The sequence below is a fragment of the Pseudomonas sp. HMSC065H01 genome (genome assembly GCF_001815235.1).
Lineage (GTDB): Bacteria > Pseudomonadota > Gammaproteobacteria > Pseudomonadales > Pseudomonadaceae > Pseudomonas > Pseudomonas aeruginosa.
On sequence record NZ_KV819908.1, the window covers coordinates 94,765 to 116,597 of the forward strand.

The window sequence follows — 21,833 nt, forward strand, 5'->3', positions numbered from 1 at the left end:
AACAGTGGACTCGATGCCGTCTGCGACGGCGTGACGGAAAACGCATCGGCGCCGGGCTGGCGCCAATTCGAACAAACGCCGCGAGCGGCAGGACCGGTCGCGGCGTTGGTGAACCAGGCGGGAAGCTTAGTCCAGCTGCCCGTGGCAGTGCTTGTATTTCTTGCCGGAACCGCACGGGCAAGGCTCGTTGCGGCCGATCTTCTGCTCGTTGCGCACAGGCTCGAGCGGCACGACCGGAGCCGGGCCCTCGGGAAGCTCTTCTTCCTCGCCGGCCACGGCCTGCTCCATCGAGGGAGCCTCGGCGTGCTGGAACTGCATGCGCTTGGCCAGTTCCTCCGCCTCGCGACGCAGGCGGGCCTCCTCTTCGGCCGGGTCTTCGCGACGGACCTGGACGTGGGACAGCACGCGGATGGTGTCGCGCTTGATCGAGTCCAGCAGCTCCTGGAACAGGGTGAAGGACTCGCGCTTGTATTCCTGCTTAGGATTCTTCTGCGCGTAGCCACGCAGGTGGATGCCGTGCCGCAGGTGGTCCATGGTCGACAGGTGGTCCTTCCACAGGTCGTCCAGCACCCGCAGCAGCATCTGCTTCTCGAAGGCGCGCAGGGCTTCGGCGCCGGCCAGCTCTTCCTTCTCGTAGTAGGCGGCGACGATCTGCTCGAGGATCTTGCTACGCAGGGTTTCCTCGTACAGCTTGTCGTCTTCGTCCAGCCACTGCTGGATCGGCAGGCGCACGGCGAAGTCGCTGTACAGCGCAGCCTCCAGGCCTTCGATGTCCCACTGCTCGGGCAGCGACTGCGGCGGAATGTGCTGGTTGATGGTGGCGCTGAGGGTTTCCTCGCGGAATTCCTTGATGGTCTCGCCCACGTCCTCTGCCGACAGCAGGGTATTGCGCATGTGGTAGATCACCTTGCGCTGCTCGTTGGCTACGTCATCGAATTCCAGCAGTTGCTTGCGGATGTCGAAGTTGCGCCCTTCGACCTTGCGCTGGGCCTTCTCGATGGCGTTGGTCACCATGCGGTGCTCGATCGCCTCGCCGGACTGCATGCCCAGCGCCTTCATGAAGTTCTTCACCCGGTCGGAGGCGAAGATCCGCATCAGGTTGTCTTCCAGCGACAGGTAGAAGCGGCTGGAACCCGGGTCGCCCTGACGACCGGCACGGCCGCGCAACTGGTTGTCGATCCGGCGGGATTCGTGGCGCTCGGAGGCGATCACGTGCAGGCCGCCCGCCTCGATCACCTGCTGGTGGCGCTTCTGCCATTCGGCCTTGATCTGGGCGATCTGCTCCTCGGTGGGGTTCTCCAGGGCCGCGACTTCGACTTCCCAGTTGCCGCCGAGGAGGATGTCGGTACCGCGGCCGGCCATGTTGGTGGCGATGGTCACCGAACCGGGCGCGCCAGCCTGGGCGATGATCTCGGCTTCCTTCTCGTGGTACTTGGCGTTGAGCACCTTGTGCTCGATGCCTGCCTCTTGCAACAGCTTGGAAACGTACTCGGAACTCTCGATCGACGCGGTGCCGACCAGGATCGGCCGGCCGAGGGCCTGGCACTGCTTGATGTCGGTGATGATCGCCGCGTACTTCTCTTCCTGGGTCAGGTAGACCAGGTCGTTGAAGTCCTTGCGCGCGATCGGCCGGTGGGTCGGGATCACCACCACGTCGAGACCGTAGATCTGGCGGAACTCGAAGGCCTCGGTATCGGCGGTGCCGGTCATGCCGGCCAGCTTGTTGTACAGGCGGAAATAGTTCTGGAAGGTGGTGGAGGCCAGGGTCTGGCTCTCGGCCTGGATCGGCAGGCCTTCCTTCGCCTCGATGGCCTGGTGCAAGCCCTCGGACAGGCGACGGCCAGGCATGGTGCGGCCGGTGTGCTCGTCGATCAGGAGGATCTGGTCGCCCTGGACGATGTACTCGACGTTGCGGTGGAACAGGGTGTGCGCGCGCAGCGCTGCGTAAACGTGGGTCAGCAGGCTCAGGTTGTGCGCCGAGTAGAGGCTCTCGCCTTCGCCGAGCAGGCCGTTCTGGCTCAGCAGGTCCTCGATGAACTGGTGGCCCTGCTCGTTGAGTTCGACCTGGCGGGTCTTCTCGTCGATGCTGTAGTGGCCTTCCTCGGTCGGCTTGCCCTCGACCTCTTCGACCTGGCGCTTGAGACGCGGGATCAGCTTGTTGATCTTGATGTACAGCTCGGAGCTGTCTTCGGCCTGGCCGGAGATGATCAGCGGGGTACGCGCCTCGTCGATGAGGATCGAGTCCACTTCGTCGACCACGGCGAAGTTCAGCTCGCGCTGGAACTTGTCGTCCAGGCTGAAGGCCATGTTGTCGCGCAGGTAATCGAAGCCGAATTCGTTGTTGGTGCCGTAGGTGATGTCGGCGGCGTAGGCGGCGCGCTTGTCTTCCGGCGGCTGGAAGGGAGTGACCACGCCGACGCTGAGGCCGAGGAACTCGTACAGCGGGCGCATCCAGTTGGCGTCGCGGCGCGCCAGGTAGTCGTTCACCGTGACCACGTGCACGCCCTTGCCGGACAGCGCGTTGAGGTAGACCGGCAGGGTGCCCACCAGGGTCTTGCCCTCGCCGGTACGCATTTCGGCGATCTTGCCGTCGTGCAGGGTCATGCCACCGATCAGCTGGACGTCGAAGTGGCGCATGCCCATCACCCGCTTACCAGCCTCGCGAACCACGGCGAAGGCTTCGGGCAGCAATTGGTCGAGCGTTTCGCCCTTGGCGTAGCGCTGCTGGAATTCAGCCGTTTTCGCCTTCAACTGCTCGTCGGAGAGCGCCACCATCTGGGGCTCGAGCGCATTGATGGCCTGTACAGCCTTGGCCATGCGCTTTACATCACGCTCGTTCTTGCTTCCAAAGAGTTTCTTCAACAAAGGCGCAAACATATCGACTTGGTCATCCACACGTGGGGAATGGAAGGCTCACCCATCCGGCGGCCCGTGCCGATCAACGGCATGAAAGGGAACATTCTACCCGGAAACGGGTATGAGAAAAGTACAGCAGATCAATGCGCGTCGCTCACTCGGAAACAGACGCGCGTGCGATGAAGCTTTGCGGATTCATTACCCGGCCATCCTTCATCACTTCGAAATGTACGTGGTAGCCGGTGGAGCGTCCGGTGCTGCCGACCTTGGCCAGCACCTGGCCGCGCTTGACCAGGTCACCGACCTCGACCAAGTTCTTCTGGTTATGGGCATACAACGTGGTGTAGCCATCGGCGTGCCCGACCTCGACCACGTTGCCATAGCCGTTCTTGCGCCCGGACCAGGTCACCACCCCCGCCGCCACGGCCACCACGTCGCTGCCGGCCGGCGCGGCGAAGTCGATGCCCTTGTGCATGCTCAGGCGGCCGCTCACCGGATTGACCCGGCGCCCGAACGGCGAGGAGATGTAGCCCTGGCGCACCGGCTGGCCGGCCAGGTAGGTCGACTGGCTGATGTGCTTGTCGGCGAGCAGTTGCTCCAGCACCTCGAGCTGCTGCTCGCGGGTATCCAGGCGTGCCGCCAGTTCGTCCAGCGTCGCCATGAACGACGGCGGGGCATAGGCGCTGCCCTCCAGCGGTTCGTCGACGCCACCCTGGCCGACGCTCAGGGAGAAGTCGAACTCGTCGGGGTCGACGTCGGCCAGCTCGGTGAGACGTTCGCCGAGGGCATCCAGCCGAACCAGGCGCGCCTGCAGTTCGCCGAGATGCACGCTCAGTGCGTCCATCTGCCGCTGCGCGTCCTCGCGGGCGCTGCTGATCTCGGCGCTCTGCGCCTGCAGCGCGGCATCGACTTCGATGCCGGCCACCGGAGCCGGCGCGCGGAACAGCCAGGCGCCCATGAAGCCCCCGGCCAACAGGCTGGCACCGACCACGCAGGCCCCGGCCAGCATCAGCAACCGCGGCTGCAGATGGACGGAGCGAGCGGCCCCATGGTGCCGGCTCAGAAAAATGATGTGCATGACTTATCCTTCTTACGGGCCGGCAGTAGCGAAACGCTTTCTGCTACCATTCCGACTCAGTAACCCCCAGGCTTCCCGCCATGTCTTTTCGTCCCTTGCCCGCCCAGGCATCGACCCAGTTGCTGCGCCAGGCCAGGCCGCTGCAGATGCTGTTCGCCGAAGCCCAGCGCATCTGCCGCCTGCAGCAACTGCTGGAAAGCCAGTTGCAACCGGCGGCGCGCCCGTACTGCCATGTGGCTTCGTGGCGCGGCGGTTGCCTGCTGCTGATCGTCACCGATGGCCACTGGGCCACACGCCTGCGCTATCAGCAGCGGCGCCTGCAGCGGCAGCTGCAGGCTTTCGAAGAATTCGCGAACTTAGCGAAAATCCTTTTCAAGGTGCAACCCACCACGTCCACACAACGTGCGGCACGTCGCAGCTTGACCCTGTCTGCCGTCGCGGCGGAAAACCTTCGCGAATCCGCCGAGATCGTCGGCAATCCACGCCTGCGGGAAGCGCTCGAGCGGTTGGCAAGCCGCGCCGAGAAAAGCCGGCAAGAATAAATCCCGAAATAAAAAGAGGCCACCCTGAGGTGGCCTCCAAATATGGAAAGGAGAGTTTTCCTACACTGCCGCCGCCGGGCGCATATAGGAAATAGGCGCGGTACGCGCGTCTTCGAAGGTCACCACTTCCCAAGCATCCTTGTCTGCGATCAACGTACGCAGCAGTTGGTTGTTCAGGGCATGGCCGGACTTGAAGCCACGGAACTCGCCGATAAGACTGTTGCCGAGCAGATACAGGTCGCCGATGGCATCCAGGATCTTGTGCTTGACGAACTCGTCCTCGTAACGCAGGCCGTCTTCGTTGAGCACGCGGTTCTCGTCGACCACGATCGCGTTCTCCACGCTACCGCCGAGTGCCAGGTTCTGCGAACGCAGGTACTCGATGTCGCGCATGAACCCGAAGGTACGGGCGCGGCTGACCTCCTTGACGAAGGAAGTACTGGAGAAATCGACCGAGGCCTGCTGGGTGCGACCACGGAAGACCGGATGATCGAAATCGATCTCGAAGCTGACCTTGAAGCCGTCGAACGGAACGAAGACGGCGCGCTTGTCGCCCTCTTCCACGCTGACTTCGCGCTTGATGCGGATGAACTTCTTGGCAGCTTCCTGCTCTTGCAATCCGGCGGACTGGATCAGGAATACGAACGGACCAGCGCTGCCATCCATGATCGGCACTTCCGAAGCGGACAGCTCGACGTAGGCGTTGTCGATACCCAGGCCGGCCATGGCCGAGAGCAGGTGCTCCACCGTATCCACTTTGACGTCACCCTTGACCAGGGTGGTCGACATGGTGGTTTCGCCGACGTTCTCGGCCCGGGCCGGGATTTCCACGACCGGATCCAGGTCGGTGCGGCAGAACACGATACCGGTGTCCACCGGCGCCGGTTTCAGGGTCAGGTAAACCTTTTCCCCCGAGTGCAGACCGACGCCAGTAGCCCGGATGATGTTCTTCAAGGTGCGTTGTTTGATCATGGCTTTGGCCGCTTAAGCGCTGACTGCGAACTGTTTTCAACAATGGCCGGCGATGATAGCAGAACCGGCCTTTGCTGAACACCAATCACATCTCTACTCCTGATTAATTACTTCAATCGGCCTGACGACGCAGGAACGCCGGGATATCCAGGTAATCCAGGTCATCCTGCGGGTTCAGCTTGGCCGCGGTCGCCGCGCTGCCGTGAGACTGGTTGCGCATCACGGTAGGACGGTCGAGGTCGCGGTAGTTCACCGACTGCTGCTCGCGCTGGGCCGGAGCGGCTGCCTGGGCTGCACTGCCCTGCACGGTGTTGTCGACGACCTTCACCGGTTTCTCCAGGCGCGCGCCCAGGCCAGTGGCGACTACGGTGACGTGCAGCTCATCGCGCATGTCCGCGTCGATCACGGTGCCCACCTTCACAGTGGCGTGCTCGGAAGCGAACTGTTCGATGATGTTGCCGACATCGGAGTACTCGCCCAGGGACAGGTCCGGACCCGCGGTGATGTTCACCAGGATGCCGCGCGCGCCCTGCAGGTTGACGTCTTCCAGCAGCGGGTTGCGGATTGCCGCCTCGGTGGCCTCGCGGGCACGGTTCGGACCGCTGGCGCAGCCGGTACCCATCATCGCCATGCCCATTTCGCTCATGACGGTCTTCACGTCGGCGAAGTCGACGTTGATCATGCCCGGACGCTTGATGATGTCGGAGATACCGCGCACGGCACCGGCCAGCACGTCATCGGCCTTGGCGAAGGCGGCCAGCAGGCTGGCGTCCTTGCCGAGGATGGTCAGCAGCTTCTCGTTCGGGATGGTGATCAGCGAATCGACGCTCTCGGCCAGCGCGCGGATGCCCTCGTCGGCGATCTGCATGCGCTTGCGACCTTCGAACGGGAATGGACGGGTCACCACCGCGACGGTGAGGATGCCCATTTCCTTCGCCACTTCGGCGATGATCGGCGCGGCGCCGGTACCGGTGCCGCCACCCATGCCGGTGGTGATGAAGACCATGTCGGCGCCTTCCAGCACTTCGGAAATGCGCTCGCGATCTTCCAGAGCCGCCTGACGACCGACTTCCGGATTGGCGCCGGCACCCAGCCCCTTGGTGACGCCCGGGCCGAGTTGCAGAACGGTGCGCGCCGCGATGTTCTTCAGCGCTTGTGCGTCGGTGTTGGCGCAGATGAACTCGACGCCCTCGACGTTGTTCTTGGCCATGTGATTGACGGCGTTGCCGCCACCACCACCTACACCGATCACTTTTATGACGGCGGTTTGTGCGATGTTATCGACCAGTTCAAACATTTCCCCTCTCCTTCCTTTCTAGTTTTGTCGCCTACTGTTACCGCGTTGAATCAGAAATTGCCCTGGACCCAGCGTTTGAGCCGCTCCAGGACAGGTGCCTTGGGTTCGTCGCTGCTGTAGCTGCTACCTGACACAGACATCGACATGCCATCGGACTGCTTCTGCAGTCCGTACATCAGCAGGCCGACGCCCGTCGAATAGATCGGGTTGCGCACCACGTCGGTGAGGCCCTTCACGCTATACGGCACGCCGAGGCGTACCGGCATGTGGAAGATTTCCTCGGCCAGCTCGACCGCGCCCTCCATCTTCGAGGTGCCGCCGGTGAGGACGATCCCTGCCGGGATCAGGTCCTCGTAGCCGCTGCGGCGCAGCTCGGCCTGGACCAGGGTGAACAGCTCGTCGTAACGAGGCTCGACCACTTCGGCCAGGGCCTGGCGCGACAGTTCGCGCGGCGGCCGGTCGCCGACGCTGGGCACCTTGATGGTCTCGCCGGCACCGGCCAGCTTGGCCAGGGCGCAGGCGTAGCGGATCTTGATCTCTTCCGCGTACTGGGTCGGCGTACGCAGGGCCATGGCGATGTCATTGGTGACCTGGTCGCCGGCGATCGGGATCACCGCGGTATGGCGGATCGCGCCTTCGGTGAAGATCGCGATATCGGTGGTGCCGCCGCCGATATCCACCAGGCACACGCCCAGTTCCTTCTCGTCCTCGGTCAGCACCGAATAGGCCGAGGCCAACTGCTCGAGGATGATGTCGTCGACCTCGAGGCCGCAGCGGCGCACGCACTTCTCGATGTTCTGCGAAGCATTCACCGCGCAGGTCACCACGTGCACCTTGGCTTCCAGGCGCACCCCGGACATGCCCAGCGGCTCGCGCACGCCTTCCTGGTTATCGATCACGTAATCCTGGGCCAGGGTATGCAGCACCCGCTGGTCCGCCGGGATCGCCACCGCCTGGGCGGCATCCAGTACCCGTTCGATATCCGCCGGGTTCACCTCGCGATCGCGGATCGCCACGATGCCGTGGGAATTGAGGCTGCGGATGTGGTTGCCGGCGATGCCGACGAACGCCGAGTGGATACGGCAACCGGCCATCTGCTGGGCCTCATCGATGGCGCGCTGGATCGACTGCACGGTGGACTCGATGTTCACCACCACGCCCTTCTTCAGGCCGCGGGACGGATGAGTACCGATGCCAACGACCTCCAGCTGGCCATCGGCCGTCACCTCGCCCACCAGCGCCACCACCTTGGAGGTACCGATGTCGAGGCCGACGATCATCTTGCCGCTCTGCACGCTTGCCATGGTTATTACTGTCTCCTCAACTCACTGCACGGCGCTGGCCGTGGCCACCGTCGCGGGCGTGACCGGCTCGCGCCACGCAACGGCGAGGCCGTTGGGGTAACGCAGGTCGATCCGCGCAATGTTCGAAATCTGATCTTTGAGTGCCTTGTCGTAGATGCTTACGAAGCGGCGAATCTTGTCTACCACGTGGTCGCGCCCGATCTGGATCTCGACGCCCTGGGCCGTGGTCAGCGCCCAACCGCCGCGATCGCTCATTTCCAGGCGGGCGATGGAGAACCCGAGGGGACGCAGCAACTGGCTGAGCAACTGGTATTGCTGCATCACCTGCTGTTGCGCCCGCTGTGGACCATGCAAGCGGGGCAGATGTTCATAATTCGCCAGTTCCTTTGGCGTAAAAGCCTGTCCCTGGTTGTTCAGCAGCGCTTCGTCGCCCCACCGCGCGATCGGCAGTTGCTCGTCCAGGCGGATCACCACCTGGTCCGGCCACACCCGGCGCACCTCGGCGTGGGCGATCCAGGGCATCTGTTCCAGTTGCCCGCGCATGCCCGCCAGGTCGATGGTGAAGAAGCTCGCCGCCAGGTACGGGGAGATCCGCTGCTGCACCGCGCGCTGGCTGATGTAGCTGAGGTCGCCCTCGACACTGACCTTGGCGATCGGCCGGTCGGCGTACGGCAGGATGTACTCGGCGCCGCGATAGGCGCCATAGCCGAGAACGGCCAGCAACAGCGGCCAGGCCAGGTACTTGAGGAAACTGAAGTCGGCTTTCGGCAGGCGCACGCTCAGCGGTTCCTTGGCCACCAGACGGCTGGCGCCGCGCGGCATCGGCTTGCGCGGAGCGCGGCCGAGTCCACCGGGTTGCTGATGACGGAGCAGTACGCCATTCATGGCTTATCCCCTCGCCTCGCGGCTATCGGCCAGGATCGCCAGCACCAGTTGCTGGAAATCCAGGCCGGCGGCCCGCGCGGCCATAGGCACCAGGCTGTGGTCGGTCATGCCCGGTGCGGTGTTGACTTCAAGCAGCCAGAAACGCCCTTTGGCGTCTTGCATCACGTCCGCCCGCCCCCAACCCTGGATGCCCAGGGCGTCGCAGGCGCGCGCGGTGAGTTCCTTCAGCTCGCGTTCCTTGGCCTCGTCGAGACCGCAGGGCACCTGGTAGCGGGTATCGCTGGCCAGGTACTTGGCGTCATAGTCGTAGAAGGTGTGCGGCGTGCCCAGGCGGATCGCCGGCAGCACCTGCCCGCGCAAGGTCGCCACGGTGAATTCCGGGCCGCTGATCCACTGCTCGACCAGCACCTGCGAGTCGTAGCGGGCCGCTTCGCGCCACGCCGCGATCAATTCGTCGAGCCCGCCGACCTTGGCCATGCCGATGCTCGAGCCTTCGTGAGCCGGCTTGACGATCAGCGGGAAACCCAGTCGCTGCGCCGCTTCGCGGCAGTCATCCTCGCTGGCCAGCACCGCGTAGTCCGGGGTCGGCAGGCCGAGGCTGAGCCAGACCCGCTTGGTCCGCAGCTTGTCCATCGCCAGCGCCGAGGCCAGCACGCCGCTGCCGGTGTAGGGAATGCCCGCGCACTCGAGCAGGCCCTGCATGCTGCCATCCTCGCCGCCACGACCGTGGAGAATGATGAAGGCACGGTCGATCTTCTCCTCGACCAGGCGTTGCAGCAGGTCTTCGCCGACATCGATGCCGAAGGCATCGACCCCGGCGGCCAGCAGGGATTGCAGGACCATCGCGCCGGACTTCAGCGACACCTCGCGCTCGGCGCTCTTGCCGCCGAACAGCACGGCGACACGGCCGAACGCCTTGGGATCCTGGGTGCCGTTCAGCAGGCTATCGAGGCAAAGGTTCATGCGCCCTTCCCTCCCTTGCCGGCGAACAGCGGGTTCTTGATCAGTTGCGGGGCCAGGCCGCCGACATCGCCAGCGCCCTGGCAAAGCAGGATGTCGCCAGCGCGCAGCAGCGGCTTGACCAGCGGCGCCAGGTCGGCGTCGCGCTCGAAGTAGATCGGGTCAAGCTGGCCGCGCTGGCGGATGCTGTGGCACAGCTGGCGGCTGTCGGCTCCCGGGATCGGCTCTTCGCCGGCCGGATAGACCTCCATCAACAGCAGCACGTTGGCTTCGCCCAGCACCTGCACGAAGTCTTCGTACAGGTCGCGGGTACGGGTATAGCGATGCGGCTGGTAGACCATCACCAGGCGACGCTCCGGCCAACCGCCACGGATCGCCTTGATCACCGCGGCGACTTCGCGCGGATGGTGGCCGTAATCGTCCACCAGCATCACGCTGCCACCCTCGACCTGCAGCTCGCCGTAGACCTGGAAGCGCCGGCCTACGCCCTGGAAGCCGGACAGCCCCTGGACGATGGCTTCGTCGGAGATGCCCTCGTCGGTAGCGATGACGATGGTCGCCAGGGAATTCAGCACGTTGTGCAGGCCGGGCATGTTCACCGAGACGTCCAGCGGCTCGCGCTCCGGGCGCAACACGGTGAACCAGGTGCGCATGCCTTCCTGGCGGATGTTGATCGCGCGCACGTCGGCGTCTTCGCTGAGGCCGTAGGTCACGGTCGGGCGGGCGATCTGCGGGAGGATCTCACGCACAACCGGATCATCCACGCACATCACCGCCAGTCCGTAGAACGGCAGGTTGTGGAGGAACTCGACGAAGGTCTTCTTCAGCTTGTTGAAGTCGCCGCCGTAGGTCGCCATGTGGTCGGCGTCGATATTGGTGACCACCGCGACCATCGGTTGCAGGTGCAGGAAGCTGGCGTCGCTCTCGTCGGCCTCGGCCACCAGGTAGCGGCTGGCGCCGAGCTGGGCGTTGGTCCCGGCGGCGTTCAGCCGGCCGCCGATGACGAAGGTCGGGTCCAGGCCGCCGGCGGCGAACACCGAGGCGATCAGGCTGGTAGTGGTGGTCTTGCCGTGGGTGCCGGCTACCGCGATGCCGTGCCGGTAGCGCATCAGCTCGGCGAGCATCTCCGCACGCGGCACCACCGGAATCCGCCGTTCCAGGGCCGATGCCACTTCCGGGTTGGCCCGGTTGATGGCACTGGACACCACCAGCACGTCGGCGCCGTCGGCGTTTTCCGCCTGGTGGCCGATGAAGATCTGCGCGCCGAACTTCTCCAGGCGCTCAGTCACCGCCGAGGCCTTGAGGTCCGAGCCGGATACCTCGTAGCCGAGGTTCAGCAGCACTTCGGCGATCCCGCACATACCGGCGCCGCCGATGCCGACGAAATGGATGCGGCGGATACGGCGCATGGTCCGGGTGACGCCATTCGGTTCTTTAACCACGGGCCACCTCCAGGCAGGCATCGACCACCGTCCGGGTAGCCTCGGGTTTCGCCAGGCTGCGTGCCTGGTCTGCCATGGAGCGCAGGGTTTCGGGATGCATCAGGACCTCGGACAGCTGCGCGGCCAGTTCGGCCGCGCCGGTAGACTTTTGCAGCAGCAGGCGGCCGGCGCCGCTGCGTACCAGGAATTCGGCATTGCGGGTCTGGTGATCGTCGATCGCGTGAGGCAACGGCACCAGGAAGGCGGGCAATCCCGCCGCCGTCAGCTCGCTGACGGTCAGCGCGCCGGCGCGACAGATCACCAGGTCGGCCCAGGCATAGGCCGCGGCCATGTCGCTGATGAAGGGCGCGACGTCCGCTTCGACCGCCACTGTGCGATAACGCTCGGCGGTAATCTCGGCATGCTGACGACCGGCCTGATGGCGGATTGCCGGACGGATTTCCAGCGGCACCTGCGCCAGGGCCTCTGGCAACAGCTTGTTCAGCGGTTCCGCGCCAAGGCTGCCGCCGAGCACCAGCAGATTGACCCGACGGCCGGTCAGCGGCGCGCGGGCGTGCGCGTCGAGGAACAGCTCGCCGCGCACCGGATTGCCGGTGGTCAGACGCTTGTCACTGGCCGGGAAGGTATCCGGGAATGCCTCGCAGACGCGCCTGGCGATCGGCGCCAGGCTGCGGTTGGCGGTGCCGGCCACGGCGTTCTGCTCGTGGATCACCAGCGGCACGCCGTTGAGGCGCGCAGCCAGGCCGCCCGGGCCGGTGACATAGCCACCCAGGCCGAGCACGCAGACCGGCCTCAGCTGGCGGATCACCCGCAGCGCCTGGAACAGCGACTTGAGCAGTTCCAGCGGCGCCTTGACCAGCGACTTCAGGCCCTTGCCGCGCAGCCCGCTGACCTGAATCAGGTGCAACGGCAGGCCGGCCTTGGGTACCAGGTCATTCTCGATGCCGCGCGGCGTCCCCAGCCAGTGCACGGCATAGCCGCGCGCCTGGAACTCCCGCGCACAGGCGAGCGCCGGGAACACGTGTCCGCCGGTGCCACCCGCCATGATCAGGACATTACCTTTCATCGGCAAAGTCCTCTTCGTTGAACTCATATTCCTCGCTACCCAGGTGGGTTCGCCGTTCCCATTCGATGCGCAGCAACATCCCCAGACAGGCACAGCAGATCACCAGCGAACTGCCGCCGTAGCTGAGGAACGGCAGGGTCAGGCCCTTGGTCGGCAGCAGGCCGACGTTCACCCCGATGTTGATCAGGAACTGGCCGATCCAGAGGAAGGCCAGGCCGTAGGCCACGTAGGCGGAGAAGAACTGCTTGGCCTGCTCGGCCCAGATGCCGATGTACAGCGCGCGCAGGCTGACGAACACGAACAGGGCGACGGTCGCCAGGGCGCCGACGATGCCCAGCTCCTCTGCAAGCACGGCGAAGACGAAGTCGGTGTGCGCCTCCGGCAGGTAGAACTGCTTCTGGATGCTGTTGCCCAGTCCCATGCCCAACCAGCCGCCGCGGCCGAAGGCGATCAGCGCCTGGCTCAACTGATAGCCGGCGCCGAACTGGTCGGCCCAGGGGTCGGTGAAGTTGGTCAGGCGTGCCATCCGGTAGGGCTGGGTCTGGATCAGCAGGACCACCGCGCCGACCGCCAGCAGCACCATCAGGCCGAAGCGGAACAGCCCCACCCCGCCGAGGAACAGCATGGCCGCGGCAGCGCCCATCATTACCACGGTGGCGCCGAAGTCCGGCTCGCGCAGCAGCAGGCCGGCCATCGGCAGCAACACCACGAAGGGCTTGAAGAAGCCCATCCAGCTTTCCCGGACCTCCTGCTGGCGGCGGATCAGGTAGCCGGCCATGAAGATCACCACGCAGACCTTGGCGATCTCCGAAGGCTGGATGTTGAACAGGCCGAAGCCGATCCAGCGCATCGAGCCGTTCACCTCGCGGCCGATGCCGGGGGTGATCACCAGCACCAGCAGGCCGAAGGCGACCAGCAACAGCTTCCAGCCCCAACGCTGCCAGGTGGCCATCGGGACCATCATGGTCAGGCCGCAGGAAATCAGGCCGATCACCAGGTAGATCAGGTGACGGACGGAGAAGTACAGCGGGTTGCCCGACTGCGCCGCCGCCACCTCGGAAGAGGCGGAAGTCACCATCACCAGGCCGAGGCCGAGCAGCGCCAGGCAACCCGCCAGCAGCGGGAAGTCCAGGTCGATGCCGTGCCGGCTCAACAGCGGCGACGGGAAGGGGCGCAACACCGACAGCATCACGCTAGCTCCTCTACGGCTTTGGCGAACAGGCGTCCGCGTTCTTCGAAGTTCTTGAACATGTCCAGGCTCGCGCAGGCCGGCGACAACAGCACCGCATCGCCTTCGCGGGCCAGCTCGGCGGCCTGCCGGACTGCTTCGTCCAGCGTTGCGACGCGCACCAGCGGTACCGCGTTGCCCAGTGCCTGGGCAATCAGCCCGGCGTCACGGCCAAGCAGTACCACCGCCCGGCAGAAGCGCGCGACCGGCTCGCGCAGGTCATGGAAATCGGCGCCCTTGCCGTCTCCGCCGGCGAGCAGCACCAGCTTGCCGTCGATGTCGGCACCCAGCCCCTCGATCGCCGCCAGGGCGGCGCCGACGTTGGTGGCCTTGGAATCGTCGTAGTAGCTCACGCCCTGCCGCTCGCGTACCCACTGGCAGCGATGAGCCAGGCCGGAAAACGCCTTCAGCGCGCCGAGCATGGCGTCGAACGGCAGGCCGACCGCATGGCCCAGCGCCAGCGCGGCGAGCGCGTTGGAATAGTTGTGGGCGCCACGGATCTTCAGTTCGCCAACCGGCAGCAGCTTGTCGAACTGGAACGCCAGCCACTTCTGGCCGTCTTCCTCGATCAGGCCGAAAGCCTTGAAGTCCGGCTTGTTCAGGCCGAACGACCAGCACGGCACGGTATCGGCGATCAGCGGTCGGGTCAGGGCATCGGCGCGATTCACCACGACCTGGCGGGCACCGCGGAAGATCCGGTGCTTGGCCAGGTGGTAGTCAGCCATGCCGTCGTAGCGATCCATATGGTCTTCGCTGACGTTCAGCACGGTCGCCACCTCGGCGTTGAGGCGATCGCAGGTTTCCAGCTGGAAGCTCGACAGCTCCAACACGTACAGCTCGATGTCGTCGGCCAGCAGGTCGAGCGCCGGGGTGCCGAGGTTGCCGCCGACGGCGACACGCTTGTCCGCGGCCACCGCCATTTCGCCCACCAGGGTGGTCACGGTGCTCTTCGCGTTGGAACCGGTGATGGCGACGATCGGGGCCTTCGCCTCGCGGGCGAAGAGATCGATGTCACCGGAGATGCGCACGCCTTTCGCGGCGGCCTGTACCAGCGCGGGGGTGCGCAGCGACAAGCCGGGGCTGACGTAGAGTTCGCGGGCGGAGCAGAGGAACTCGGCGTCGAGTTCGCCGCAACGCACTTCCACCTGCGGATACTGGGCACGCAGGGTGGCCAGCTCCGGCGGGTTCTCTCGGGTATCGACCACGGCGAAAGGCAAGCCGCGGCGCGCCAGGTAGCGCACCAGGGACATGCCGCTCTTGCCGAGGCCGACAACGATGCGGAAGTGGTCGGAGGCGATCAGGCTCATGCTCTCTTCGTCCTCAACGCAGCTTCAAGGTGGCGAGGCCGATCAGCACCAGGATCACGGTGATGATCCAGAAGCGCACGATCACGCGCGGCTCCGGCCAGCCTTTCAGTTCGAAATGGTGATGGATCGGCGCCATGCGGAAGACGCGGCGTCCGGTCAGCTTGAAGGAAGCGACCTGGATCATCACCGAGAGGGTTTCCATGACGAACACCCCACCCATGATGAACAGCACGATTTCCTGGCGCACGATCACCGCGATGGTGCCCAGCGCGGCGCCCAGCGCCAACGCGCCGACGTCGCCCATGAAGACCTGCGCCGGATAGGTGTTGAACCAGAGGAAGCCGAGGCCGGCGCCGACCAGCGCGGCGCAGAACACGATCAGCTCGCCGGCGCCCGGTACGTTGGGAATCAACAGGTACTCGGCGAACTTCACGTTGCCCGACAGGTAGCAGAAGATGCCCAGCGCGCCGGCAACCATTACCGTCGGCATGATCGCCAGGCCGTCGAGACCGTCGGTGAGGTTCACTGCATTGCTCGAACCGACGATGACGAAGTAGGTCAGGACCACGAAGAAGATGCCCAACTGGATCTCGACGCTCTTCAGCATCGGCACGATCAGGGTGGTCTCGATCGGGGTTTCGGCAGTCATGTAGAGGAACACGGCGGCGCCGATGCCGAACACCGACTGCCAGAAGTACTTCCAGCGGCTCGGCAGGCCACGGGAGTTCTTCTCGATCACCTTGCGGTAGTCGTCCACCCAGCCGATGGCACCGAACAGCAGGGTAACGACCAGCACTACCCACACGTAGCGGTTGGAAAGATCCGCCCACAGCAGCGTGCTGATGGCTATGGCGGTAAGGATCAGGGCGCCGCCCATGGTCGGGGTGCCCTTCTTCGACAGGTGCGACTGCGGACCGTCGTTGCGCACGGCCTGGCCGATCTGGCGGATCTGCAAGGTACGGATCATCCAGGGCCCCAGCCACAGCGACAGCGACAGCGCGGTGAGCACGCTGAGAATGCCGCGCAGGGTCAGGTACTGGAAGACGCCGAAGCCCTTGTAGAACTGTTGCAGGTATTCGGCCAGCAGCAGGAGCATTAGTGACTCTCCTCGGAGGAACCGCACAGCGCCGCGACGACTTTGTCCATCGCCGCACTGCGGGAACCCTTGATCAAAATGGTGGTTGTCGGTTGTTCGGTGGCCAGCGCCCCAATCAGGCTGGCCTGGTCGGCGAAGTGCCGGCCCGTGGCGCCGAACGCCTGTACGGCGTGGGCCATCAGCGGTCCGACCGCATAGAGCGCGGACACCTTGCCAGCGGCGTAGGCGCCCACCTCGCGGTGGGCCTGCTCGGCCCAGGAACCGAGTTCGCCCATGTCTCCGAGGACCAGGACGGTGCGCCCGGAAAAGCCGCTCAGTATATCAATCGCCGCCAGCATTGACGCGGGGTTGGCGTTGTAGCTGTCGTCTATCACACGCAGCCCGCTGGCGGTCAGTTGCGCTACCGCGCGGCCCTTGACCGGCTGCAGCGCCTGCAGCCCGGCGACGATCCCATCCAGCGGCACGCCCAGTGCATGGGCGGCAGCGGCGGCAGCCAGGGCATTGGCGACATTGTGCCGCCCCAGCAGGTTGAGCTGGACCTGCGCTTCACCCGCTACGCCCTGCAGCCTGAAGCCCATGCAGCCACGCGCATCGCGCTGCAGATCGGCGGCGCGGAAATCGGCCTGGGGCCGGTCGAGGGAGAAAGTCAGCAACGGACGGCCGCTGGCACGGGCCTTCCAGGTGTCGAAGGCCTTGTCGTCCAGGTTCAGCACGGCGGTGCCGTCGGCGGCCAGCCCTTCGAGTATCTCGCCCTTCGCCTCGACGATCTTCTCCGGTCCGCCGAACTCGCCGACATGGGCGGTTCCGGCATTGGTGATGATCGCCACGTGCGGGCGGGTCAGCTCAACCGTGTAGGCGATCTCGCCGATGCGCGAGGCGCCCAGTTCGATCACTGCGCTACGGTGCTGCGGCGCCAGTTGCAGCAGGGTCAGCGGTACGCCGAGGTCGTTGTTCAGATTGCCACGGGTAGCCAGCACCGACTCGGCATCGCCGGCCTGGGTACGCAGGATGCTGGCGAGCATCTCCTTGACCGTGGTCTTGCCGCTGGAGCCCGTCATGGCCGCCAGCGGGCCGGTGAACTTGCGCCGGTTCAGCGCGCCCAGTCGCCCCAGGGCCGCACGGGTATCGCGCACCAGCAATTGCGGCAGGGGCGCGTCGGCGACTTCGCGCTCCACCAGCACAGCCACCGCGCCCTTGGCGGCAACCTCGGCGAGATAGTCGTGGCCGTCGAAACGCGGCCCACTCAGGGCAATGAACAGTTGGCCGGGCCCGATGGCGCGACTGTCGGTGGAAACCGCCGAAAAGACGGCGTCCTCGCCGATCAGGCGGGCGTCCAGCGCGACCGTCAACTGGCTGAGGCGAAGAGGCTCAAGCATGCGGCACCTCCCAGGCGGCCAGGGCGCGCTCGGCCTGCTCGATGTCGGAGAACGGATGGCGTACGCCGTCGATCTCCTGATAATCCTCGTGACCCTTGCCAGCCAGGAGCACCACGTCATCCACCGCAGCGGAAGCGATCAGATGGGCGATCGCCTCACCGCGCGACGGCAGGAAGGTAACCTTGTCAGCGGCAGCGAAGCCTTTGCGGATATCGGCGATGATCGCCGCACTGGCCTCGGTGCGCGGGTTGTCGTCGGTGACCAGCACCCCATCCGCCAGGCGTTCGGCGATCGCAGCCATCAGCGGACGCTTGCCGGCATCGCGATCGCCACCGCAGCCGAACAGGCACAGCAGGCGCGCGGCCGCGTGCGGACGCAGGGCCTCCAGGACTTTTTCCAGGGCGTCGGGAGTATGCGCGTAGTCCACCACCACCAGCGGCTTGTCGCCGCCTCCCAGGCGCTGCATGCGGCCGACCGGCCCCTGCAGTTGCGGCAAGGTGCGGAGGATATCGCCCAGGGGATAACCCAGGCCAAGCAACGCACCGACCGCCGCCAGCAGGTTGCTCAGGTTGAAGCGGCCGAGCAACGGGCTGCGCAGCAGGCCCTCGCCGTGCGGAGTGACCAGCGCCGCCTCGATGCCGGCGTCGCCGAAGCGCGCTTCGCGGCAATAGAGGAACGCCGAGCTGTCGGTGAGGCTGTAGGTGATCAGCTCCGAGTCCTGCTCCTCGCCGGCCAGTCGACGGCCGAAATCGTCGTCCAGGTTGATCACCCGGCAGCGCAGGCCCGGCCAGGCGAACAGCTTGGCCTTGGCGGCGGCATAGGCTTCCATCGAACCGTGATAGTCGAGGTGGTCGCGGGACAGATTGGTGAACACCGCGATATCGAAACCGAGCGCCGCCACGCGGCCCTGGTCGAGGCCGTGGGAAGACACTTCCATCGCTACCGCGCGGGCGCCGGCCTGCTTCAGCGTGGCCAGCGTGGCCTGCACCGCGAGCGGGTCCGGCGTGGTGTGCCGGCCGCTCTCCAGGGCGCCGTAGAAACCGGTGCCGAGGGTGCCGACGATGCCGCAGCGCTCGCCGAGCAGATCCAGGGCCTGGGCCACCAGTTGGCTGACGCTGGTCTTGCCGTTGGTGCCGGTGACGCCGATCAGGTCCAGCCCGCGGCTCGGCTCGCCGTAGAAACGCCCGGCGACCGCCGACAGTTGCGCGGCCAGCCCCTTCACCGCGATCAGCGGCGCATCGCTGGGCGGCAACTCTCCGGCGCCTTCCGCCTCGTAAGCCACGGCAGCCGCGCCCTTGGCCAGGGCATCGGCGATGTGCGCACGACCATCCTGGCGCCCGCCCGGCACCGCCAGGAACAGGTCGCCCGGACGAACGCCGCGGCTATCCAGGGTCAGCTCGCGGATCAGCAGATCGCGCTCGGCCTGGGGAAACAGTTGGTTCAGGCTCATAGGCATCAGCCACGCCCTCCTTTTGCGGGCGCAGCATTGACCTGCTGCTGTTCGGTGGCCGTCGGCAGGTTATCCGGCGGCACGTTCATCAGGCGCAGCGCGCCAGCCATGACCTTACTGAACACCGGCGCCGACACCAGGCCGCCGAAGTAGCCCGCCTTGCTCGGCTCGTCGATCACCACGACCATCGCGATGCGCGGATCGGTGGCCGGGGCGAAACCGGCGAACAGCGAGCGATAGGCGTTTTCCCGGTAGCCCTTGGTGCCGACCGAGACCTTGCGCGCGGTCCCGCTCTTGCCGGCGGCGTGGTAACCCGGCACCTGGGCGCGGAACACCCCGCCCTGGGCCTCGACCACTTGTTGCAGCATGCCCTGCACGGTGGAAGCCACTTCAGGCGAGATCACCTGCACACCATCCGGCACGCGGTCGACTCGGGTCATGCTCAGCGGCACGCTCTTGCCGTCGTTGGCCAGGGCCGCATAGGCATGCGCCAACTGGATCGCGGTTACCGAGAGACCGTAGCCGTAGGCCAGGGTCGCGGTTTCCGCCTTCGGCCACTTGCGGTGGTTGGGCAGGTTGCCGACGCGCTCGCCGGGGAAGCCCAACCCCGTGTCCTGCCCGAGACCGACCTGTTGCATGACCGAGTAGATGGATTCGGCGCCGATGTCGAAGGCGATCTTGCTGATGCCGACGTTGCTCGACTTGATCAGGATGCCGGTGAGATCGAGTTGCCGCGAATTGCGCGATACGTCGCGAATGGTGTAGCGGCCGATCTGCAGGGTGCCCGGGTAGACGTCGACGATATCGCTGGGTTTCCAGCGCCCGCTGGCCAGCGCCGCGCTCATCGAGAACGGCTTGACCGTCGAGCCCGGCTCGAACACGTCGATCATCGCCCGGTTGCGCATGGCCGCCGGCTGCAGGTTACGACGATTGTTCGGGTTGTAGGTGGGCTGGTTGGTCATGGCCAGGATCTCCCCGGTCTTCACGTCCATGATCACCAAGCTGCCGGCCTTGGCGCCGTTTTCCAGCAGAGCGTTGCGCAGTTCGCGATGAGCCAGGTACTGCAGGCGCAGGTCGATGGACAGCGCAAGGGTCTTGCCCGGTTTGGCATTCTTGGTGACCTGCACGTCCTTGATCACGCGGCCACGGCGATCCTTGAGCACCTGGCGCTTGCCCGGCACGCCGGCCAGCCATTCGTCGAAAGCCAGCTCGATACCTTCGCGACCGCGGTCGTCGACATCGGTAAAGCCGACCGCATGGGCCACCACTTCGCCAGCCGGGTAGAAACGCCGAAACTCCTCGATGGAGTACACGCCGGGCACCTTCAGGGCGATCACGCCTTCGCCCTGCTCCGGGGTCAGCCCACGGACCAGATAGATGAACTCGCGCTCGGCGTTCTGCTCGATGCGGTCGGCGAACAGCTTGGTATCCTGCCCGAGCGCCGCCGCCAGTTGCGGCCAGCGTTCCTTGGCGGTCATCAGCTCCTTGGGGTTGGCCCACAGGGTGGTGACCGGGGTGCTCACCGCCAGCGGTTCGCCGTTGCGGTCAGTGATCAGGCCCCGGTGCGCAGGGATGGCGATATGCCGCACGCTACGCGCGTCGCCCTGGCCCTTGAGGAAGTCATGGTCGATCACGTGCAGGTCGACGATTCGCCAGACGATGGCGCCGACCATCGCCAGCAGCAGGCCGACGATCACGCAGAACCGCCATGGGTAGAGGGCGCCCTGGAAATAATTCAGTTTCATGGCGCCACCATCCTGACCTCGGCCGGGTCGGGAACGCGCATGCGCAACTGTTCCACCGCCAGGCTTTCGATGCGGCTATGGGCGGTCCAGGTGCTCTGCTCGAGAATCAACCGGCCCCACTCGGCCTGCGCCTTGTCGCGCACGCTCAGCTCGGAATACAGCGAGTTGAGCAGTTGCCGGTTCCAGTAGGTGCTGTAGGCCACGGCAATCGCCGAGAGCAGCAGACCTATATAAAGCAGCAACATGAGGAAGCTGCCGGTAGGCAGGCGCTTGACGAAGAGACGGCTCATCTCAGCTTCTCCGCCACGCGCATGACCGCGCTGCGCGAGCGCGGGTTGGCCTTGAGTTCTTCTTCCGAAGCGTACTGCGGCTTGCCCAGCAGCTTCAGGCGCGGCTCGAAGACCTTGGAACGGATCGGCAGGTCGCGCGGCAGGTTGTCCGCCTCGCCCTTGGCGTGCTTGCGCATGAACAGCTTGACGATGCGGTCTTCCAGGGAATGGAAACTGATCACCACCAGCCGGCCGCCGACGGCCAGCGATTCGAGCGCGGCGTCAAGGCCACGCTCGAGATCGCCCAGCTCATTGTTCACATGGATGCGCAGGCCCTGGAATGCGCGGGTCGCCGGATTCTTGCCCTTCTCCCAGGCGGGGTTGGCAACCGTGATCACTTCGGCGAGATCGGCAGTTCGTTCGAACGGCCGCTCCTGACGGCGCTGCACGATGGCGCGGGCCATCCGCTTGGCGAAGCGTTCTTCGCCATATTCCTTGAAGACCCGGGCGATTTCCTCTTCGGTGGCGTTGGCGATGAACTCCGCTGCGCTGATGCCCTGGCCGGGATTCATGCGCATGTCCAGCGGACCATCGTTGAGGAAGCTGAAGCCGCGCTCGGGATCGTCGAGTTGCGGCGACGACACGCCAAGGTCGAGCAGGACGCCATCGACCCGCCCTTCGAGACCGCGTGCGCGCACCTCATCGCCCAGTTCGGCGAACGAGCGCTGCACAATGACGAAGCGGCCGTCTTCGGCCGCCAATGCTTTTCCTGTCTGGATGGCCTGGGGATCTTTGTCGAATCCGAGCAGGCGTCCCCCGGCGCCCAGTTTCTCGAGCAAGGCTCGACTATGGCCCCCTCTTCCGAAGGTACCGTCCAGATAGCAGCCGTCCTCCCGCGGGGCCAGTGCGGAAACGGCCTCCTCGAGCAGAACGGTGATATGGCGGTAGGTGGCATTCATA

Annotated in this window: 18 protein-coding genes; 1 reads left to right on the plus strand and 17 read right to left on the minus strand. The window is 65.6% G+C overall.

Annotated elements, in window-relative coordinates:
• Positions 1-126: 126 nt before the first annotated feature.
• Together secA and HMPREF3014_RS22960 are read right to left on the minus strand one after the other, a co-directional pair.
• Positions 127-2,877, minus strand: a complete 2,751-nt coding sequence (gene secA, locus HMPREF3014_RS22955) for a preprotein translocase subunit SecA (RefSeq protein ID WP_003112752.1) — start codon at positions 2,875-2,877, stop codon at positions 127-129.
• Between the two features lie 133 nt (positions 2,878-3,010).
• A complete protein-coding gene (locus HMPREF3014_RS22960; protein ID WP_003094103.1) occupies positions 3,011-3,934 on the minus strand; it encodes a M23 family metallopeptidase in 924 nt (307 codons plus the stop codon).
• Between the two features lie 80 nt (positions 3,935-4,014).
• On the opposite strand from HMPREF3014_RS22960, the gene HMPREF3014_RS22965 reads away from it, so the two are divergent.
• Positions 4,015-4,476, plus strand: a complete 462-nt coding sequence (locus tag HMPREF3014_RS22965; protein ID WP_003148130.1) for a DciA family protein — start codon at positions 4,015-4,017, stop codon at positions 4,474-4,476.
• A gap of 60 nt (positions 4,477-4,536) precedes the next feature.
• Here the strand turns inward: HMPREF3014_RS22965 and lpxC are convergent, their stop codons facing one another.
• The 15 genes from lpxC to rsmH all read right to left on the minus strand — a co-directional run bounded on the left by lpxC (position 4,537) and on the right by rsmH (position 21,832).
• On the minus strand, positions 4,537-5,448 hold the full coding sequence (gene lpxC, locus HMPREF3014_RS22970) for a UDP-3-O-acyl-N-acetylglucosamine deacetylase (RefSeq protein ID WP_003094111.1): 912 nt from the start codon (positions 5,446-5,448) through the stop codon (positions 4,537-4,539).
• Between the two features lie 112 nt (positions 5,449-5,560).
• Positions 5,561-6,745 carry a cell division protein FtsZ gene (ftsZ, locus tag HMPREF3014_RS22975; protein WP_003094113.1) on the minus strand — a complete coding sequence of 395 codons (1,185 nt, stop codon included), beginning with the start codon at positions 6,743-6,745 and terminating at the stop codon, positions 5,561-5,563.
• Positions 6,746-6,795: 50 nt separating this feature from the next.
• Positions 6,796-8,049: a cell division protein FtsA gene (ftsA, locus tag HMPREF3014_RS22980; protein WP_003094115.1), complete on the minus strand. Its 1,254-nt coding sequence runs from the start codon at positions 8,047-8,049 to the stop codon at positions 6,796-6,798.
• A 21-nt stretch (positions 8,050-8,070) separates the two neighbouring features.
• A complete protein-coding gene (locus HMPREF3014_RS22985; RefSeq protein ID WP_003094118.1) occupies positions 8,071-8,934 on the minus strand; it encodes a cell division protein FtsQ/DivIB in 864 nt (287 codons plus the stop codon).
• Positions 8,935-8,937: 3 nt separating this feature from the next.
• Entirely contained in the window at positions 8,938-9,897 is a 960-nt protein-coding gene (locus tag HMPREF3014_RS22990; RefSeq protein WP_004348014.1) for a D-alanine--D-alanine ligase, read from the minus strand.
• A complete protein-coding gene (murC, locus tag HMPREF3014_RS22995) occupies positions 9,894-11,336 on the minus strand; it encodes a UDP-N-acetylmuramate--L-alanine ligase (RefSeq protein ID WP_003094121.1) in 1,443 nt (480 codons plus the stop codon). Before murC ends, HMPREF3014_RS22990 begins: the two co-directional genes overlap by 4 nt.
• A complete protein-coding gene (gene murG / locus HMPREF3014_RS23000; protein WP_023087799.1) occupies positions 11,329-12,402 on the minus strand; it encodes an undecaprenyldiphospho-muramoylpentapeptide beta-N-acetylglucosaminyltransferase in 1,074 nt (357 codons plus the stop codon). Before murG ends, murC begins: the two co-directional genes overlap by 8 nt.
• A complete protein-coding gene (gene ftsW, locus HMPREF3014_RS23005) occupies positions 12,392-13,591 on the minus strand; it encodes a putative lipid II flippase FtsW (protein WP_003094125.1) in 1,200 nt (399 codons plus the stop codon). Before ftsW ends, murG begins: the two co-directional genes overlap by 11 nt.
• A complete protein-coding gene (gene murD / locus HMPREF3014_RS23010; protein ID WP_003103104.1) occupies positions 13,591-14,937 on the minus strand; it encodes a UDP-N-acetylmuramoyl-L-alanine--D-glutamate ligase in 1,347 nt (448 codons plus the stop codon). The genes ftsW and murD overlap by 1 nt, the downstream gene beginning before the upstream one ends.
• Before the next feature lie 13 nt (positions 14,938-14,950).
• Entirely contained in the window at positions 14,951-16,033 is a 1,083-nt protein-coding gene (mraY, locus tag HMPREF3014_RS23015; RefSeq protein ID WP_003094129.1) for a phospho-N-acetylmuramoyl-pentapeptide-transferase, read from the minus strand.
• On the minus strand, positions 16,033-17,409 hold the full coding sequence (murF, locus tag HMPREF3014_RS23020; protein ID WP_010793806.1) for a UDP-N-acetylmuramoyl-tripeptide--D-alanyl-D-alanine ligase: 1,377 nt from the start codon (positions 17,407-17,409) through the stop codon (positions 16,033-16,035). Before murF ends, mraY begins: the two co-directional genes overlap by 1 nt.
• Positions 17,402-18,865, minus strand: coding sequence for a UDP-N-acetylmuramoyl-L-alanyl-D-glutamate--2,6-diaminopimelate ligase (locus tag HMPREF3014_RS23025; RefSeq protein ID WP_003094133.1), 1,464 nt, complete (start codon positions 18,863-18,865; stop codon positions 17,402-17,404). Before HMPREF3014_RS23025 ends, murF begins: the two co-directional genes overlap by 8 nt.
• Positions 18,865-20,604 carry a peptidoglycan D,D-transpeptidase FtsI gene (ftsI, locus tag HMPREF3014_RS23030; protein WP_003094139.1) on the minus strand — a complete coding sequence of 580 codons (1,740 nt, stop codon included), beginning with the start codon at positions 20,602-20,604 and terminating at the stop codon, positions 18,865-18,867. The genes HMPREF3014_RS23025 and ftsI overlap by 1 nt, the downstream gene beginning before the upstream one ends.
• Positions 20,601-20,894, minus strand: coding sequence for a cell division protein FtsL (gene ftsL / locus HMPREF3014_RS23035; protein WP_003094142.1), 294 nt, complete (start codon positions 20,892-20,894; stop codon positions 20,601-20,603). Before ftsL ends, ftsI begins: the two co-directional genes overlap by 4 nt.
• Positions 20,891-21,832, minus strand: coding sequence for a 16S rRNA (cytosine(1402)-N(4))-methyltransferase RsmH (rsmH, locus tag HMPREF3014_RS23040; protein ID WP_003110151.1), 942 nt, complete (start codon positions 21,830-21,832; stop codon positions 20,891-20,893). Before rsmH ends, ftsL begins: the two co-directional genes overlap by 4 nt.
• Between the last annotated feature and the right edge of the window lies 1 nt (position 21,833).

Coding starts and splice junctions, on each gene's coding strand:
- secA (WP_003112752.1), bottom strand. CDS start 2,877: ATGTTTGCGCCTTTGTTGAAGAAACTCTTTGGAAGCAAGAACGAGCGT.
- HMPREF3014_RS22960 (WP_003094103.1), bottom strand. CDS start 3,934: ATGCACATCATTTTTCTGAGCCGGCACCATGGGGCCGCTCGCTCCGTC.
- HMPREF3014_RS22965 (WP_003148130.1), top strand. CDS start 4,015: ATGTCTTTTCGTCCCTTGCCCGCCCAGGCATCGACCCAGTTGCTGCGC.
- lpxC (WP_003094111.1), bottom strand. CDS start 5,448: ATGATCAAACAACGCACCTTGAAGAACATCATCCGGGCTACTGGCGTC.
- ftsZ (WP_003094113.1), bottom strand. CDS start 6,745: ATGTTTGAACTGGTCGATAACATCGCACAAACCGCCGTCATAAAAGTG.
- ftsA (WP_003094115.1), bottom strand. CDS start 8,049: ATGGCAAGCGTGCAGAGCGGCAAGATGATCGTCGGCCTCGACATCGGT.
- HMPREF3014_RS22985 (WP_003094118.1), bottom strand. CDS start 8,934: ATGAATGGCGTACTGCTCCGTCATCAGCAACCCGGTGGACTCGGCCGC.
- HMPREF3014_RS22990 (WP_004348014.1), bottom strand. CDS start 9,897: ATGAACCTTTGCCTCGATAGCCTGCTGAACGGCACCCAGGATCCCAAG.
- murG (WP_023087799.1), bottom strand. CDS start 12,402: ATGAAAGGTAATGTCCTGATCATGGCGGGTGGCACCGGCGGACACGTG.
- ftsW (WP_003094125.1), bottom strand. CDS start 13,591: ATGCTGTCGGTGTTGCGCCCCTTCCCGTCGCCGCTGTTGAGCCGGCAC.
- murD (WP_003103104.1), bottom strand. CDS start 14,937: ATGAGCCTGATCGCCTCCGACCACTTCCGCATCGTTGTCGGCCTCGGC.
- mraY (WP_003094129.1), bottom strand. CDS start 16,033: ATGCTCCTGCTGCTGGCCGAATACCTGCAACAGTTCTACAAGGGCTTC.
- murF (WP_010793806.1), bottom strand. CDS start 17,409: ATGCTTGAGCCTCTTCGCCTCAGCCAGTTGACGGTCGCGCTGGACGCC.
- HMPREF3014_RS23025 (WP_003094133.1), bottom strand. CDS start 18,865: ATGCCTATGAGCCTGAACCAACTGTTTCCCCAGGCCGAGCGCGATCTG.
- ftsI (WP_003094139.1), bottom strand. CDS start 20,604: ATGAAACTGAATTATTTCCAGGGCGCCCTCTACCCATGGCGGTTCTGC.
- ftsL (WP_003094142.1), bottom strand. CDS start 20,894: ATGAGCCGTCTCTTCGTCAAGCGCCTGCCTACCGGCAGCTTCCTCATG.
- rsmH (WP_003110151.1), bottom strand. CDS start 21,832: ATGAATGCCACCTACCGCCATATCACCGTTCTGCTCGAGGAGGCCGTT.